At 41.7% G+C, this 16,117-nt stretch carries 11 protein-coding genes and 1 tRNA gene; 3 read left to right on the top strand and 9 right to left on the bottom strand.

The window, feature by feature from the left end; genetic code table 11:
• Genes B2746_RS17560 through B2746_RS17545 form a run of 4 tightly spaced genes read right to left on the bottom strand, consistent with a single transcriptional unit; the run spans position 1 to position 5,100 of the window.
• Complete coding sequence (locus B2746_RS17560; protein ID WP_290796632.1) at positions 1–1,377, bottom strand: UDP-N-acetylmuramate--L-alanine ligase; 1,377 nt, start codon at positions 1,375–1,377, stop codon at positions 1–3.
• Positions 1,374–3,035, bottom strand: coding sequence for a urocanate hydratase (hutU, locus tag B2746_RS17555; protein ID WP_290796629.1), 1,662 nt, complete (start codon positions 3,033–3,035; stop codon positions 1,374–1,376). The genes B2746_RS17560 and hutU overlap by 4 nt, the downstream gene beginning before the upstream one ends.
• Before the next feature lie 17 nt (positions 3,036–3,052).
• Entirely contained in the window at positions 3,053–4,621 is a 1,569-nt protein-coding gene (hutH, locus tag B2746_RS17550) for a histidine ammonia-lyase (protein WP_290796626.1), read from the bottom strand.
• Complete coding sequence (locus B2746_RS17545) at positions 4,618–5,100, bottom strand: MarR family winged helix-turn-helix transcriptional regulator (RefSeq protein ID WP_290796623.1); 483 nt, start codon at positions 5,098–5,100, stop codon at positions 4,618–4,620. The genes hutH and B2746_RS17545 overlap by 4 nt, the downstream gene beginning before the upstream one ends.
• A gap of 118 nt (positions 5,101–5,218) precedes the next feature.
• Here B2746_RS17545 and B2746_RS17540 point away from each other — a divergent pair.
• A tRNA-Arg gene (locus tag B2746_RS17540) sits at positions 5,219–5,292 on the top strand.
• 58 nt (positions 5,293–5,350) lie between these two features.
• On the opposite strand, the gene B2746_RS17535 is transcribed toward B2746_RS17540, so the two are convergent.
• From B2746_RS17535 to B2746_RS17525, 3 genes are all read right to left on the bottom strand, one after another.
• Positions 5,351–7,093, bottom strand: coding sequence for a hypothetical protein (locus B2746_RS17535; RefSeq protein ID WP_290796620.1), 1,743 nt, complete (start codon positions 7,091–7,093; stop codon positions 5,351–5,353).
• 97 nt (positions 7,094–7,190) lie between these two features.
• Positions 7,191–8,849 (bottom strand): serine hydrolase domain-containing protein, encoded by a 1,659-nt coding sequence (locus B2746_RS17530; RefSeq protein WP_290796618.1) that lies wholly within the window; start codon positions 8,847–8,849, stop codon positions 7,191–7,193.
• 24 nt (positions 8,850–8,873) lie between these two features.
• A complete protein-coding gene (locus tag B2746_RS17525) occupies positions 8,874–10,466 on the bottom strand; it encodes an ABC-F family ATP-binding cassette domain-containing protein (RefSeq protein ID WP_290796615.1) in 1,593 nt (530 codons plus the stop codon).
• A 226-nt stretch (positions 10,467–10,692) separates the two neighbouring features.
• On the opposite strand from B2746_RS17525, the gene B2746_RS17520 reads away from it, so the two are divergent.
• Positions 10,693–11,229 (top strand): CAP domain-containing protein, encoded by a 537-nt coding sequence (locus B2746_RS17520; RefSeq protein WP_290796612.1) that lies wholly within the window; start codon positions 10,693–10,695, stop codon positions 11,227–11,229.
• Here B2746_RS17520 and B2746_RS17515 read toward each other — a convergent pair.
• Together B2746_RS17515 and B2746_RS17510 are read right to left on the bottom strand one after the other, a co-directional pair.
• Positions 11,218–13,332 carry a GDSL-type esterase/lipase family protein gene (locus B2746_RS17515; protein ID WP_290796609.1) on the bottom strand — a complete coding sequence of 705 codons (2,115 nt, stop codon included), beginning with the start codon at positions 13,330–13,332 and terminating at the stop codon, positions 11,218–11,220. The genes B2746_RS17520 and B2746_RS17515 overlap by 12 nt on opposite strands.
• Positions 13,333–13,369: 37 nt before the next feature.
• On the bottom strand, positions 13,370–14,413 hold the full coding sequence (locus B2746_RS17510; protein ID WP_290796606.1) for a glycosylase: 1,044 nt from the start codon (positions 14,411–14,413) through the stop codon (positions 13,370–13,372).
• 84 nt (positions 14,414–14,497) lie between these two features.
• On the opposite strand from B2746_RS17510, the gene B2746_RS17505 reads away from it, so the two are divergent.
• On the top strand, positions 14,498–16,099 hold the full coding sequence (locus B2746_RS17505; RefSeq protein WP_290796604.1) for a DUF7133 domain-containing protein: 1,602 nt from the start codon (positions 14,498–14,500) through the stop codon (positions 16,097–16,099).
• Positions 16,100–16,117 lie beyond the last annotated feature (18 nt).

Below are 16,117 nucleotides of genomic sequence, written 5' to 3'. Positions count from 1 at the left end.
TCAGAGCTCTTTCCAGATAGTACCTGCAAACTCTTCCAGACTTGGATCACGGGCACCCATTAATAACAGTACCGAATTTTCTGTGAGATGTGGTCGAACTGTTTCAAGAAACTTAGTTCTGTCTTCTACGAAGTAAGCGGATTTACCAAGTTTTTTGATATCGTTTATCAAATCATTGGCTGAAATATCTTTGGTAGCAGTACCGCCTGCATAAAAAATTTCGCTCATCCAGATTTCATCCTGTGGACGAAGAGCTGTAGCAATTTCCTGCACAAAATCGGCCCGGAGAAAACGGGTCGGACCATAACCGTGTGGCTGAAACCAGGCTATTACTTTGGGTGCCAAAGGCTGACAGGATCGTATACTGGCAGCACACTTAGCAGGATTATGTGCATAATCATCCATCAGCCAAACTCCGTTTTTTTGTCCCAGTACCTGATTCCTGCGATAAATTCCTTCATATTGTTCCAGTGCCTCTGCTGATTTTGAAAGATCCACTCCCAATTGTGCTGCAACGGTTGCAGCTGCCAGCGCATTCTCCATATTGTGTTGTCCAACCAATTGGAGGGTAAACGGGCTATTGTTGATGGTGAAGGAGATCGATAAGCCTTCCTGCTTAAAGTCCCGGGCAATAAAGCCGGAGGGTTTGGATTCGTCCCAACTAAAATCCAAACTTATTTCTTCTGATAAAGGCGCAGCAAGGGGATGCGATTGATTGACGATAAACAGTTCGCTGTTTCTTTTGAATGTGGAGAAAATATCAATCAAAGCATCCACTTCCTTATGGTCTTTATCAATATTTAACAGCAATCCGATAGCAGGATGATATTGTACAATAGAGCCATCGCTTTCATCGGCTTCAATCACCAGCCAATCGCCGTTTCCGACTTTAGCGTTGCCGATTTTCCCTTCGCGGATAATACTGACCAGACCTGCACCACTGATAATACTGGGCTCCAATCCGGCATACTGCAGAATATCATACAACATGGCACTGGTAGTTGATTTTCCGGAAGTACCTCCTACAGCAATGGTCTTTTTGCTTTTGGAAATAATTGCCAGTAATTCACTTCTGCGGATAAGGGGAATATCAAGAGATTTTGCCTTTATCACTTCCATAACAGTATCTTCAATGGCAGCTGAAACAACCACCAGATCGGTAGTTGGAAGTATTCCGGAGCCATCCTGTTCAAAACATACTATACCTGCTGCTTCGAGTTTTTTGCGGGTATCATTGGCTTCATTGGCTTTAAAATAGCGGTCTGATCCGGCAACATCCTTGCCTATACCGCGCAGATATTGTGCGATGGCACTCATGCCGGTGCCGGCTATGCCTATAAAAAAAACACGTTGAAAATCGTTGATAGTTTGAATCATTTTGGGTAATTGGAAGCCGTGAAGATAGCAAGCTTTTCTTTCAGGTCGAGCCGATGCTGGCGGGCAATATCTTTTGCGCTATCATACCCTGCATCGGCATGTCGGATAACACCGATACCCGGATCATTACGTAAAACCCGGGCCAAACGTTTTTCGGCTGCATCGGTTCCATCCGCAACTATAACCATACCGGCATGAATACTATAGCCCATTCCCACCCCACCTCCATGGTGCAGACTAACCCAGGAAGCACCTCCTGCCGTATTCAGGAGCGCATTAAGGATGGGCCAGTCAGCCACTGCATCTGAACCATCCAGCATGGCTTCCGTTTCGCGATTAGGGCTGGCTACGGAGCCAGTATCCAAATGATCCCGGCCAATTACGATGGGAGCTTTGACTTTACCTGTACGAACAAGTTCATTAAAAGCAAGTCCCGCTTTCTCCCGTTCTCCCTGTCCCAGCCAGCAGATCCGTGCGGGAAGTCCCTGAAAAGCAATTCGTTCCTTCGCTAGTTTTAACCAACGTTGGAGAGAGGCATTTTCCGGAAAAAGTTCAGCAATTACCTGATCAGTAACTTCAATATCATTTGGATCGCCACTCAGGGCAACCCATCTGAAAGGACCTTTTCCTTCGCAGAATAAGGGACGGATATAGGCGGGTACAAAACCGGGAAAATCAAAGGCATTTTCGAGACCGTTTTCCTTTGCCCGGGCCCGGATATTATTTCCATAATCAAACGTGATGGCCCCTTTTTTCTGCAGTTCAAGCATATAAGCAACATGTTGATGCATGCTGGCATAGGCAAGTTTAAGGTAGGCTTCAGAATCAGATTGACGGAGCAGATTGGCTTCTTCCAGGGAAATACTATGTGGCACATAACCTATTAGCGGATCGTGTGCGGATGTCTGATCCGTTACTGTATCAGGAATTATATTTCGTTCCAGCAGGCGGGCTAATAAATGAACAGCATTGCAATGAATTCCGATGGAAATAGCTTCACCTCTTGTTTTTGCTTTGACTGCTCGGTCAATAGCGGAATCAATGTCGTTCATTTTCAGATCGAGATACCTTGTTTCAAGCCGTTTATCGATTCTCCATTCTTCTACTTCCGCTATCAGGGCCACTCCTTCATTCATTATGATGGCCAGTGGTTGAGCACCACCCATCCCTCCTAATCCGGCAGTCACATTGAGTGTACCTTTCAAACTTCCATTAAAATGATTATCTGCAACTGCAGCATAGGTTTCATAGGTCCCCTGTACAATTCCCTGTGAGCCGATATAAATCCAGGATCCCGCTGTCATTTGTCCGTACATCATCAATCCCTTTTTCTCGAGTTCATCAAAATGCTTCCAGTTCGCCCAGTTCGGTACAAGTTGCGAATTGGAGATCAATACCCGGGGTGCATCTTCATGCGTTTGCAGAATCGCAACCGGTTTACCACTTTGAATCAGCAGGGATTCATCGTTTTCAAGTTGCTCCAGTGCTTTTATTATGAGCTCCAATGATTCCGGGTTGCGCGCCGCCTTTCCTCTTCCCCCATAAACGATGAGGTCTTCCGGACGTTCGGCCACATCGGGATGCAGGTTGTTTAGCAACATTCGCAGAGCGGCTTCCTGGAGCCAGCCTTTGCAGCGGAGGGTTGGAGAGGTGAACATGGTGAATAAGTGAATGGTCAATGGTGAATGGTGAAGGAGGGGAATCCAGCGGTTAATGGATTTCCCTGTTGTTGTGCGAATCGATGCACCTGATCTACAAAGGAAAAATTTTTAATCAGGAGCGCGATCCGTTCGATGTCGCGCGCGAATATCCGGTCTTCAGAAGCAAATCCCACAAACTCGCGTACATGATCATGCGCAAATTCCAATACCGGACTGCTTTTTAAGGGCCGACGGAATTCAATTGCCTGGCAGGCACTCATGAGTTCGATAGCCAGAATATATTCGAGGTTATCAATTACCTGGTTTAGTTTTCTTCCACTTATGCTACCCATACTTACATGGTCTTCCTGTCCGAGTGAGGTAGGAATACTATCCGCGCTGGCAGGGAAGCAAAGTGTTTTGTTTTCTGTAACCAAAGCAGCAGTAGTATACTGAGGAATCATGAAACCACTGTTTAATCCCACCTTATTCATGAGCAACATAGGCAATCCCCATTTTCCTTCGAGTAATAAATAACAACGACGATCAGAGATATTCCCTATTTCTGCAGCAGCAAAACAATTGTAATCCAATGGAAGAGCAAGTGGTTGCCCGTGGAAATTTCCTCCACTTATCGTATGTTGTGCATCCAGTACGATGGGGTTATCGGTTACGGAATTGAGTTCAATTTCAGTTAGTTCTTTCAGGTGCAGCCAGGCATTTCGCGAAGCCCCATGTACCTGTGGCATACACCGCAGCGAATAGGGATCCTGTACCCTGCCGCAATCCAGGTGGCTGTCCATTATGGCAGAGTTTTCCAACAGAAGACGTAAGCGGTGAGCAACATATATACTCCCCGCAAAGGGACGCAATACATGCAGGGCTGCTTCAAAAGGAGCTTTGGTTCCGGTGAGTGATTCAAGACTCATGGCTCCTATTATATCGGCTGCATCCAGACAGTTTTGCAGGCGCTGAACCGCTTTTACCGCATGTGCCAGGATAAATTGAGTCCCATTGATCAATGCAAGTCCCTCTTTGGGACCCAGTTGAACAGGTTCTACTCCATATGCTTTTAATACTTCTGAAGTTGGTTTTCTTATTCCCTTTTCCGTTAGTTCGCCCAAACCTATTAAAGGAAGACTAAGATGTGATAAAGGAGCCAGATCACCACTGGCACCAACACTACCTTTTTCAGGTACAACCGGAATGATATCATTATCTATCATCCAGCAGAGCCGTTCGAGAGTAGTCAGTTGAATTCCTGAATAACCTTTTGCCAGCGCATGTACTTTTGTAATGAGCATAATTTTGGCAATTTCAGGAGCTATGGGGTTACCCACCCCTACACTATGGCTTTGTAAAATTTTATATTGCAGGGTTCTGGTATCTTCTTCCGAAATCGAACTATTGGCAAGGATTCCGAATCCGGTATTAACTCCATATACAGTTCTGCCTTCTGCTACAATGGAGGCCACAGCTGCGGCACTGGCATTAATTTTTTGAATCGATTCCGGTCCAAGTATTCCCTGGATATGGCCATCTCCAATACCAATGGCAATTGCAATGGTGAGCTGATCAATTCCATATTGAAAGGTTGGTTTCATGGGAGGTGTTTTTCAATCCGGTTAAAAATGGATGTTTTACCAAATGATGCTTCTGTTTCTGTGATGGCTTTCATCAGGTTCACGGTGTGTTCCGATTCCTCCAGCAGTTCTTCCATTGCTTTTTGCATAGCAGTCCAGATAGGTTGTACCTGTTTCAGCAGTTTTTGACCTTTGGTAGTGAGTGCTACTGTCTTTTTACGCCCATCGGCTTTATCAGCAGTAGATTTGATCAGGCCTTTTTCCTGGAGTTTGCTGATAAGCTGGCTGGCTGCAGAATGAGACACTTCCAGTTCCTCTGAAATATCCCGGATGGAGACGCTATCTTTCTGGGAAAGCATGAAAAATACAGGGAACCAGGCGGCATCAAATCGTATCTGATGCTTTTTATATACAAGGTTGACATCTGCCAGAAAAGATTCGCTGATACGTCTTAACCGACTGCCAAAAAACAGTACTCCGGATTGTTGATAAAATGCCAAGAAATCGTTTTTAATTTATATAAGCGCTTATACAAATATAGCCGGTTTGGCGAAAATTTTTCTCTTTTTGATCATTTTTTTGACTGAAAAGCGCTTTCCATTATCTTTGCCGCCCTGAGGACCGGTAGCTCAGCTGGATAGAGCAACTGCCTTCTAAGCAGTAGGTCATTGGTTCGAATCCAATCCGGTTCACTTTTTCAATAAAAAAAACCGCATNNNATGCGGTTTTTTTTATTGAAAAAGGGCTTTATCACCTGGTGGTAATCTTACCAACTGCAAGTTTTGTTTTTCCCATCATACGATCAGTTTTTCCAATAATATATACTTCCTTTCCAATGACAGATGCTTTTCGGGGCATAGCTGTAGGTTGATCATCATTTGAAAAAATCAATTTACGTTGCATTTTACCAGTGTAGATATCCAATTTAACCGAAAAACAAGCAGATTTGCTATACTTATCAATTCTGCTAACATTTTGACCCGCTTCAAGAACGTTAAAATTCCGTTTGTGGTCATTGAATAATAGAAAGATATTGTCTTTAAATTGCATTGCCATAAAACCAGCATAATATGGTCGCCCGCTCGGAAAAAAGAAGCTATTGAAATGTATGCCGGTGCTGCCCCCAGGACCACCACCGCTTGCGCCACTTGATTGACTGATGAATTCTTTTTGGAGTTTTGGTAATATTTGGAGCCAGGCAATTTGATTGGTGGAATCCAGTTTACACATCACCACTTCACCACATTCATAAACATGTATCTGAGTAGAAGTTGTTTGAGAAGGTCTTGTAGAACTTCCTGAATAATAATGTGAACTTTCATAAATAAAGTAACTAAAGTGTTCCGCCATAATTATCAGCCCCTTATCAGGTGTGTAGAAAATATTGCGGAATTTCATGTAGCTGGAAAATCCTTCTCCTTCATTCTGTAATTTTGCCAGTCGCGCCCTTTCTTTACGTTCAGCCTTACTCTCTTCTTCATCTTCAAGTTCATCATTATTGGTAACTTCTTTACTTACCATTGCATAATTTATAGATTTTTCAGTTGAACTTATGATTGTTCCATCATTGAAATTTATGCGCTGCACAAGTAAACCGTCTGCCTTTCCTTTTTTTTGTTTACTATAAAAACTGGCTAATAAAAGTTCATTTTCTTTTCCAATCAATAGTTTGGTAGAAGTAATCCACTTCCCATTAATATTAGTATTTATTTCTCCGGACTGCTTTCCTTTTTCATCATAGAACCGGATATTGTAATTTGCGAAATCGAGAAATTTTTCTTTTTTCTTTTTGCCATTTTCGAATTCAAATATCCTTCCAACAAGGATGATTTTTTTATCTTTTGTATACATTACATCCTCCAACTGATAGGTTTTGGATTCAAATTCATTAGTAATAGTAGCTTTTTCGGAGTTGGGTTCCAGCCTGTCATCGTATTCCTGTACCTGAAAAGTGTTTTTCTCCCTTCCGGAACTGGTACAGATGAGCACCAGCCTCGAACTATCCGCATTAGGAAAAATACGAAAGTCTATTTTGTCTTTTTTTTCGACTTTTGGCAGGGTAGCAACTGTTCTCCAGCCACTCATCATTTGACCGGATTTTTTATTGATTTCAGCAACATGAACTAATAATGCTTGCTGTCCGCGGTTATATTCCGATGCAATGATCAACAATTTGTTTTGAAAAGGCAGGAAATTTTCGAATGCTTTGCCTTTTAGTTCCTGATTAAAGTCAGATCTAAAAACCTCTTCCAGACGGTGATTTAGTTTAACCAAAGTTGCTGATTCCCTAACACTATATCCTACTACGAAATAGGCGCCCAAGGCAGCATGCTCTTCTTCTATATAAACTCCTGTTTCGTCACTTAATATGACGTTAATATCGCCAGAGCCTTTTTTCAATTTAAATTCTTCGCCCCAGGTAATGCTTTGTTTCTGAGAATAAGCAGTTCCACTTAGCACAAGTATTACCACTAATAAAATCGTTCTTATCATGGAAATTTAACGATTCGTGCCATCGCAAATTGTAAATCGTTAAAAATTTAATGACAAATTACCTTTCACAATTCCCCCATTCACTTATTCACCTCATTCACTTATTCACCTTATTCACCTTCCTATACTCCAGCTCCTGCACCCTTCCCGCGTTCACTTCAAATGCTATTACTTTTTTATTCTTATCCCGGATAAAACGGACATGGCTCATCCACCAGAATGGGGAAGTAAATTGATCCGGCGCAATATTGGTTAGAGGAACCGTTTCAAATTTTCTGTGTTGCAATTCCAGTTTTCCATTTTTGAATTGAACCGAATAAAATGCTTCCAGCTCATCACTGTAAAACCGACCCTCATATTCAGCTGTTACCGGAACTGGTTTTAACGGTTGCCTTTTAAAAAATTGTTTATTAATTGGGTTTATGATTTCAAATGTTACAATGGAATCACCGGTCAGTTCTTTTGGATTTAGCACCATTGTACCACCTGATGATAATTTATACCGATGCTTAGCTTCTTCGCTCAGCTTCAATTCAACCGGCATTCCGGCATTTCCCATTCGCACAAACAGGCCACCTTTATAAAAAGAGAGCTCTGCCAAATCACCACGTTCTGTATAATACTTCCCCTTTAATTTTTTGAACAGAACCGTATCCGATTTATAAACAGGTGATTTTACCGTATCAGGTTTGGTATCGGTAATCAAAACTTCTGCAATCAGGTTGGCCAGCCGGCCCGGATTTGCAAAACCAAGATTACTGAATACAACGATACCCAATTGTTTTTCGGGATAACGAACTGCATAGGTCCGATAACCAGCATCTGCACCCCCATGACCAATTTGCTCCCAACCTTTGAATTTTCCAATTACCTGTCCCATGGCATAATTCAACTGCCGGCCATCATTCAAAGCGCCGGTAATTTTCATTTTGTCAACCAGCTCCTTCCCTCCTACCTTTCCGGTTTCCAGGTTATTCAGCCATTTCGTCTCATCCAGAACTGTTGTAAATAAACTGGTAGCTCCAACAATGGAATAACTAAGAACAGCATGCTGATATTTACCTCCTGCAGCACCATTGTAAGAATACGCGCGTCCCGGTACCAACTCCTGATAATTATCATGAAAATGTGTATCCTTCATGCCAAGGGGAGAAAAAATCCGTTCTTCTGCGAATTGCCGGAGCGATTTACCACTTAGTTTTTTTATTATCTCAGCCAATAAAGTGTATCCGGTATTACAATACATGTACTCATCACCGGGATTAAAATTCAATGCGTTTTGTCTGGAAACCAGTTTGATCACATGTTCCTGCGTAATTACATCATCCAATTGCCAACCGGCATTCGCCAGTAATTGCCATTGATCTCTTAATCCGCTGGTGTGAAGAATCAATTGCCGGACACTAATCTTCTTTCCAAAATCTGGAACATAATCAAGATAGGTCCGGATATCATCTTCCAGTTTCAATTTGCCATCTTTCTCCAGCAACAAAATACAAAAGGCAACATATTGTTTGGACTCTGATGCTATATGAAATATCGTGGTCGGACGTATAGGAATTCCATATTCCATATTGGCCAGACCATAGCCTTTTTGAAAAACAACAGCTCCGTTTTGCTGCACAGCAACTGCACAACCCGGTGTTGAGCTGGTATACATTTTAAAAATCGAATCAATTTTTGTAATTACCGAGTCCGGTACCTGTTGTGCCTGAAGGCTACAGGATAAGAAGAGGCAAAAAAGCAATTTATTCATATTTAAAAGATACCAAAAATTGCCTCATTCCAATGTAAATTCACTATTCGCCTTAATATCCTTAAGAAAATTTTCATCATGGGAAACCACAATGAGAGTACCCTTATATTGATTAATTGCTTTTGTAAGGATTTCCAGATTCTCCAGATCAAGGTTATTTGTCGGCTCATCCAATAGTATTAAATCGGGGGATTGCTGACTTATATTCAAACAACAGAGTAAAAGACGCATTCGCTCCCCTCCACTGAGTTCCTGGCAGGATGTATTCCAATCTCCTTTGTCAAATAAAAATCGATGTAACCGAATATTGATTTCATGTTCTTCAAAACCGGTCCGGTTGAACTCTCTGGCCAATTCATACACTGTCAATTTTCTATTAACCAAAGAATATTCCTGATCAATATAAACAGTTCTGCATTCCGAACGGAAAATGGAACCAATGGTTGGTTCGATACTTCCAAGTAAAATTTGCAACAGCGTAGTTTTGCCAACGCCATTCTTTCCTTTAATCACCCACCTCTCACCACTGTTTAGAAGCCAGCTGATTGGTTTTTTCCAGAGAGCCTGCTGTTCTGCAAATTGTATATTCATTCCTTCTGCTGCAAAAAGTCGTTTTCCCACATGTAATGCGGATGCATCCCATTCCATTTTCATTTGGTTTGGGTTCGGGATAGCTGATCGAAGCGATTGTAATTCCTGCTTCAGCCCCTGCACTTTTTCCGCATGTATATTCTTCAATTTTGCACTTGTTTTTTCAGCATTATTCCGAAGTGTATTCATCATAATTTTTGCCACACCTGATTTTTCTTGTTTATTTTTTCCCCTTGCATTTAATTTATTTTGTCGTTCTTTTGTTTCCCGGTCAATTTCCTTTGCAATACGCAATGATTTAGCCGTTGCTGCAATATCTTCCTGCAGGGCCTGGTGCTCCTTTTTTTTCTGATCCAGATAAAATTCATAATTACCACCATAATATTTAATGCCGGTTGCATTCAATTCTCCTACAGCATCCAGTAAATTCAATAAATTACGATCATGACTAACAACAATCATGGCACAGGAACAGGATTGCAGGAATTGATACAAACAATTCCTTGCTTCAAGATCCAGGTAATTACTGGGTTCATCCAGCAATATCAGGTCCGGTTGATGAACCTGTATTCCGGCTAAAAAAACTTTCGTTTTTTGTCCGCCACTTAGAGAACCAATGGTTTGATCGAGGTCCACCTTAAACAATTGCCAATAGGCCAATGCTTCCCTGCAACGATCCTCAATCGTCCAGTCATCCTGTAATAATTCAAGCTGAAGTTCTGATACATTTCCATTGAGAATAGATTTGAGTGCCTTCCATTTGGTTTCAACCCGCATAGCTTTTGCAATGGTCCAATCATTAAATTGCCCAAAAATTTGAGGTATATAATAGGGATCAGCCGAGGTTTTCAATTGGCCGGCAGATACGAAGAACTCTCCTGCTATTATTTTTAACAAGGTAGATTTACCTACACCATTATTGCCAATTATAGCCATTTTCTCCTTCGCATGCAGGTGCAATTGAAGATTTTGAAATAATACTGTCTTATTTGAATGGGAATACGATAGGTTCTGCAAATGCAACATAAAAACTAATTTTTTGTGAATAGAAATAGAAGCCCGAAGAGGCATTCAAGTCTTTATCAGAAAAAATTAGTACTTCATCGTAGTCAGGAATTCGTGAAAAATCTGCTGCAAATATAAAAAAAACATTGATCAGCTTTCCAATTATCGAAATTTTAGCAGGTTGTGCAGAGCAAGGCATACTAATTGTATCCAGCTATCCATTATGTAATTGATCCACTCAATAGCTATGAAAAAAGTCCTTTTTGTTGCCTGCATTTTCCTTTTTGTTGCCTGTCAGAAAGAATCAAAAGAACCGAAAAGCGGGGAAGAAGAATCTACTCCTGCTACCCCAACTAATCCACCAACTGGCAGCACGGTAGTTTACAATGTCAATAAGGCAACCATGCTGCAATTAATAAATGATATCAGAACAAAAGGATGCACCTGCGGAAGCACGGTAATGCCCCCTGTACCAAAATTGGAATGGAATGATAAACTGGCGAAAGCTGCCTATTTGCATTCTTTCGATATGAATTCAAAAAATTATTTTTCTCATACCAGTCAGGATGGTCGCTGTCCGGGTGACCGAATCACTGCCCAGGGATTTAACTGGAGCAGTTATGGAGAAAATATTGCACGCGGACAGGCAAATGAAGCAGCCGTTATGAATGGCTGGTTAAACAGTGAAGGACATTGTAAAAATATAATGAACAGCCGGTTCAAATATGTTGGTGTTGGTATGCAAAATAAATATTGGACACAGGTATTTGGATCATTGCGCTAATACCACTTTTCTCAATTCAGTTGCCCAAATTTTGTACCCCGCTTCTACCAGATGAATACCATCCCTCGAGTATAAATCCGGATGCAATAAACCATCTTCTCCAATAAATGGCTTATGCAGCGGCAGATATTTTACACCTGGCATAGCATAATTTTCCAATAGAAGATGAATGGTTTCATATTGCTGACGTCTCCAGTCACCTTTCTCTGTACCTGCAGGTAATGGTCCGGTTAGGATCAATTTTGTTTGCAGTAGATTTTCTCTGATCCAGTTAACACAGGAAACGATTCCTTCAAAAATTTCCTCTCCACTATCATCTGCCATATTATTCACACCAATTGTCAACACAATTATCCGGGGATTTGCATCTTTATACTTCCCGTTTCTCAGTCGCCATAAAATGTTTTGGGTGCGATCTCCACTTATACCAGCTGAAAGCCAGGAATGGCCTTTAAACACCGAATCAAATGCAGCAAGTCCGGGTTTATAACTCACGGAGGGACGATCACCACCTATACCCTGTGTTATGGAATTTCCAAGAAAAACGATATCCAGTTTCTTCTTAGCCAACAACATGGAATCAATATCTTCCCGCTGTTTCCACCAATCCTTACCTTCCTGCCAGCCAGCGCCGGATCGGAATTCACTTCCCGGAGCCGGGATGGTGGCGAAATTGGTTTTATTTCCGGTTGCCCTTAAAATAAAATCAAGTATCGGCGAAGGATTGGGCAAACTGTGCGGATGATGTTTAACATCCGGCTTGTGAAGCACTGTTATATGTCCGCCAGCAGCCCTGATCCGTTCCTCAAATGGTTGGGTATTTTCATTCAGCGGTACCACTTCATCCGCATCTCCCACCACATGAATAAGGGGAATTTTCAGGGACGCTATCTTTTCCGCATTATCCAATGGCGATTGATTGAATTTTCGGGCTGCCGTTTCTGAAAGATTATAGGCTTTTTTGAACAAATTCCAATCGGTTTTACTACCCTTTCCTTTACCCAATCCACCAGGCCAGCTTTTTAAATCAAGCACCGGTGCATCTGCATATATACAGGCTACTTTATCAGGATTGGCGAGTGCCCAATTGTATATATAAATACCGCCTCTGCTCATTCCTTCCAGCGTCATTTTTCGGGCTAATCCGGTTTTTTGTAAGGCAGCATAAAACCTATTCCACAACTGAACAGCCTGTGTATTTCCAAACAATTCTGTCACATCACAATAGACCAGATGAAATCCTCTTTCGAGCAGGGCACGATCCAATTGAGGCTCATGCCCCCAGAAACGGGCTCTCCAGATCCAGGGCCGGCCTTTAGCTGTTTTTTTGGGTTCAACAATATGTACGGTTCGGTTTTCCCATTGAATAGTTGATTGCGTATAACCATAAAAATTGGAGCGACTAACCTTCTCTTTTAAAAGCTGCCTAAAAATTGGGCCAGGAACCTCCTCCAATTTCACCACTTCATAAATGCGTTTAGCCATTATCGTTGCCCCCAGTGAATTGGGATGAATTTTATCAGGAAGTAAATCATCCCGATTAATAAAGAGTTGATAAAGATCGATCAACTCTGCTCCGGTTTCATAAGCGACCTGTTGAATAGCTGGAATAATGGAACTGCGGATTACAGGATCATAAATACCAGTACTATCCGGATGAAAGGAAGGAACCGGCAATAACAACACCACACGCGGACGGCTTGGTAATTCCTGATACCGCTTTACCAATGCAGTAAGGTCAGCAACAAATTCATTATGGAAGGGGCGATTCACGGCTTTACTGTCATTGGTTCCCAATTTAATCAACACCATATTGGGATTGCTTTCCATCGATTTACGAAATTGCTCCGTTAACCAATAGGGTTTATTTCCTTTCCGAAGAAGTGTAGTTCCGCCCAAACCAAAATTCTGAACGATGTAGCCATTTCCCAACATGGACTGCAATTGAGCCGGATAACTGTTTTTCTCCCTGTTGGCAACACCCGAACCATACGTGATACTATTGCCAACACAGGCAATTCTAAATTCCTGGGCAATTAAAAGAGATTGAAAACAACTGCTAAATAGTAGTAACAGGCAACCAATCAATACAGAACGTTTCATATAAAAAATTATACCGGCAATTAATTGAAAGGTACTCTTATTTGAGTTTTCGGGAGGTGGCGAGCGCAATTACCCTGCCTTCCGCTCCAACTGCATTATAGAAATGATATACCGTATTGTTCCAGTTAATTACCATAGGTTTATGTGCATAAGTAGAGTCGTAGGATTCAGAAGGTTCAACCAGACTGGGTCCCTTCCATTCCGTCCAGTTTTCCAGGTCATAGGAACAGGCGAAACGCTCGAATGCAGCAGGCCGATCAGGCCAGAAAGCGCCAAAGTAGAAAAGCACATAAAGATCATCTATCTGCATTACCTGTGCATCGCCGCAAATACTTCCATTTACCCCCCTGCTGATAATGGGCCCATTGCCCAATCGATTCCATTGTTTCAGATCGTTGGAACCAGCCATTGCAATACTTTCATATTTTGCTGTATCACCAGAAGCATTATAAAATAACAGGAATGGATATCCTCTTTTTTTATCGGGATCTGCAACTATTGAAGATTTGAAAATTGTATGATTATCATACCAACGGGCATCCTTATCTGAAGCGGATAAAACCGGCTCCGGAAGTCTCATCCATTCTTTGGCACTTGATGGGTCTTTCGAAAATGCCATCCCCACACCTAATTGTCCGGCTTCATACCCTTTGGTTGATCCCCCTAGGTAAGACATCCAATAATTTCCCTCAAATTTTTGTGGTTCGTAACTTCCTTCCCATCTATTATCCAGCAAACCAAGATATCCGCCCTTTTGATTGGCGTCCCATCCGGAATCTGTAAAGGATAAAATTCTGCCTTGCGAAGACCAGTTCAGCAGGTCATCGCTTTTAGCCATCCAGGTTTCATACCCGCGTCCATCAAAAATAACATAGGACATAAACCAGGCATTTTTCCAACGAAAAATAGTTGGACTATCCATCATCTTTGTACTATCAGGATGTTTGAACACCACTCCAAATTTGAACGGAGTTTTTACAGTTTCATACACTTCCTTCATCCTGTCTTCCGATACTTCCATGGAAGATTGTCGGGGACATTGAATCATCAGCAGCCAGCCCAATAGAACAAGTATTCGCATATTTCTTCAGAATTTGCCCATAAAATAAGTAAATTCCGGTTAGCCTGATTAGCAATTGAGCGAAACAACATTAAAAAGCCATTTATGTTTTTCAATAAACAGGTAAAATATCCGCTCTTATTGGTAAGTACTACCATATTGATTTTTTCCCAATGTAAAAATGAAACAGAAGTAAATTTTTCTGTTTTCGAAGACAGTTCCGCAATTGCCTATGGGCCCTACAGGATCTTAAAACTACCAATAACCAAAGGTGTAACCATTCAAAACCCGATCCAGGTAAGTCTTGGTCCGGGTGCCTGGATGTATGCAGCCAATGCTTCCGGAACAGTGTACAGACTGCTCGATTCAGATGGTGATGGTATAGAAGATGAAGCCCGTTTTTATTGCTCCGTAGCGGATGATGGATTACATTCTCCTGGTGGGTTTGCAAGCAGGGAGGATACTATTTTTATTGGTACCCGGGAAGAAGTACGTGCTTATCTGGACCGGGATAAAGACGGTCGCTCAGACAGCAGTTGGACATTTTTCAACCAGATTCCTCATAGTGAACATCCATATGAATGGATTAGTGGCATCTGTTTTGGGAAAGACGGCTGGTTATACGGTGCCATCACAACTGATTCCTGGAATGCAGGTGCCTCACCAGATCCCAATGGATATCGTGGATCAATAATACGGATAAGTCCGGATGGAAAAAATGCAGAACGTTTGGTGACAGGAATCCGATCTGTTTATGGTATGGGGTTTCACTCAGATGGACAATTATATTTTACCGATAATGAAGGAGGAGGTAATCCAACCGAGGAATTAAATCAGCTGATAGCAGGGAAATTCTACGGCCATAATCGCAAAAAATTCGGTACCACAGATAGCACGGAAAAGCCTATACTCTCCTTACAAGCGGAGCTTGCACCCAGTGGTATTGAATTTAACCGGATCAATAATGATTTTGGCGGAACTGCAGGACAATTGTTTATCGCATTTTATGGCCCTTCTGAACGATGGAAACGAGGTGGAATTGCAAGAGTCAATTTTCAGCCAAATAAAGAAGGTGTTCTTGAAGCAAAAGAATTTTCTGTAGCCGAAATACCAAAACTGACCGACCTCGGATTTGGAAAAGACGGTTCACTCTATGTTGCCACACATGGTGTAGCAGATTACTGGTATAATCCGATTAAGGAATCTACAGGTGGATTTTACAAATTAGTTTATGATCCCAAATTGGTGGGAAAACATCCGACCCGTAAAGAAATAAAGGAGGAAATACTGGCTGAATCGTCCATCGAAAAGGGGAAAGACCTATTTATGAAAACGGCCTGTTTCGCCTGCCATGCAACAGATGGAACAACCGATTTACTTGGTCCCAATTTGAAAGATATTTACAAACGATTATCCAGAGAAGATATCTATGGTGAAATCACCGAACCTTCGAAAATAATCAAACCAAGTATGGAAGGAATCAAACTTACCAAATCGGATGGAAAAGTTTTACTGGGCCGAATTGTAAATGCCAATGAAGAGCAGGTAGATTTGATGTTGATTGGCAACCAGGTTATTCAGGTGAAACGATCTGAAATAAAAACAGCAGAACCTCAAAAAAAATCGCTGATGTATGAAGGTTTAATTGCTAATTTATCAAAAGAGGATCAGGAAAGTTTACTGGATTATTTAATGAATATTAAATAAGTGCAATGAAAAACAATC

The sequence above is a fragment of the Flavihumibacter sp. UBA7668 genome, assembly GCF_002483205.1.
GTDB lineage: Bacteria > Bacteroidota > Bacteroidia > Chitinophagales > Chitinophagaceae > Flavihumibacter.
This window is presented reverse-complemented; position numbering and strand designations above follow the sequence as displayed.

Coding starts and splice junctions, on each gene's coding strand:
- hutU (WP_290796629.1), bottom strand. CDS start 3,035: ATGTTCACCTCTCCAACCCTCCGCTGCAAAGGCTGGCTCCAGGAAGCC.
- B2746_RS17520 (WP_290796612.1), top strand. CDS start 10,693: ATGAAAAAAGTCCTTTTTGTTGCCTGCATTTTCCTTTTTGTTGCCTGT.
- B2746_RS17505 (WP_290796604.1), top strand. CDS start 14,498: ATGTTTTTCAATAAACAGGTAAAATATCCGCTCTTATTGGTAAGTACT.
- hutH (WP_290796626.1), bottom strand. CDS start 4,621: ATGAAACCAACCTTTCAATATGGAATTGATCAGCTCACCATTGCAATT.
- B2746_RS17525 (WP_290796615.1), bottom strand. CDS start 10,466: ATGTTGCATTTGCAGAACCTATCGTATTCCCATTCAAATAAGACAGTA.
- B2746_RS17515 (WP_290796609.1), bottom strand. CDS start 13,332: ATGAAACGTTCTGTATTGATTGGTTGCCTGTTACTACTATTTAGCAGT.
- B2746_RS17530 (WP_290796618.1), bottom strand. CDS start 8,849: ATGAATAAATTGCTTTTTTGCCTCTTCTTATCCTGTAGCCTTCAGGCA.
- B2746_RS17510 (WP_290796606.1), bottom strand. CDS start 14,413: ATGCGAATACTTGTTCTATTGGGCTGGCTGCTGATGATTCAATGTCCC.
- B2746_RS17535 (WP_290796620.1), bottom strand. CDS start 7,093: ATGATAAGAACGATTTTATTAGTGGTAATACTTGTGCTAAGTGGAACT.
- B2746_RS17560 (WP_290796632.1), bottom strand. CDS start 1,377: ATGATTCAAACTATCAACGATTTTCAACGTGTTTTTTTTATAGGCATA.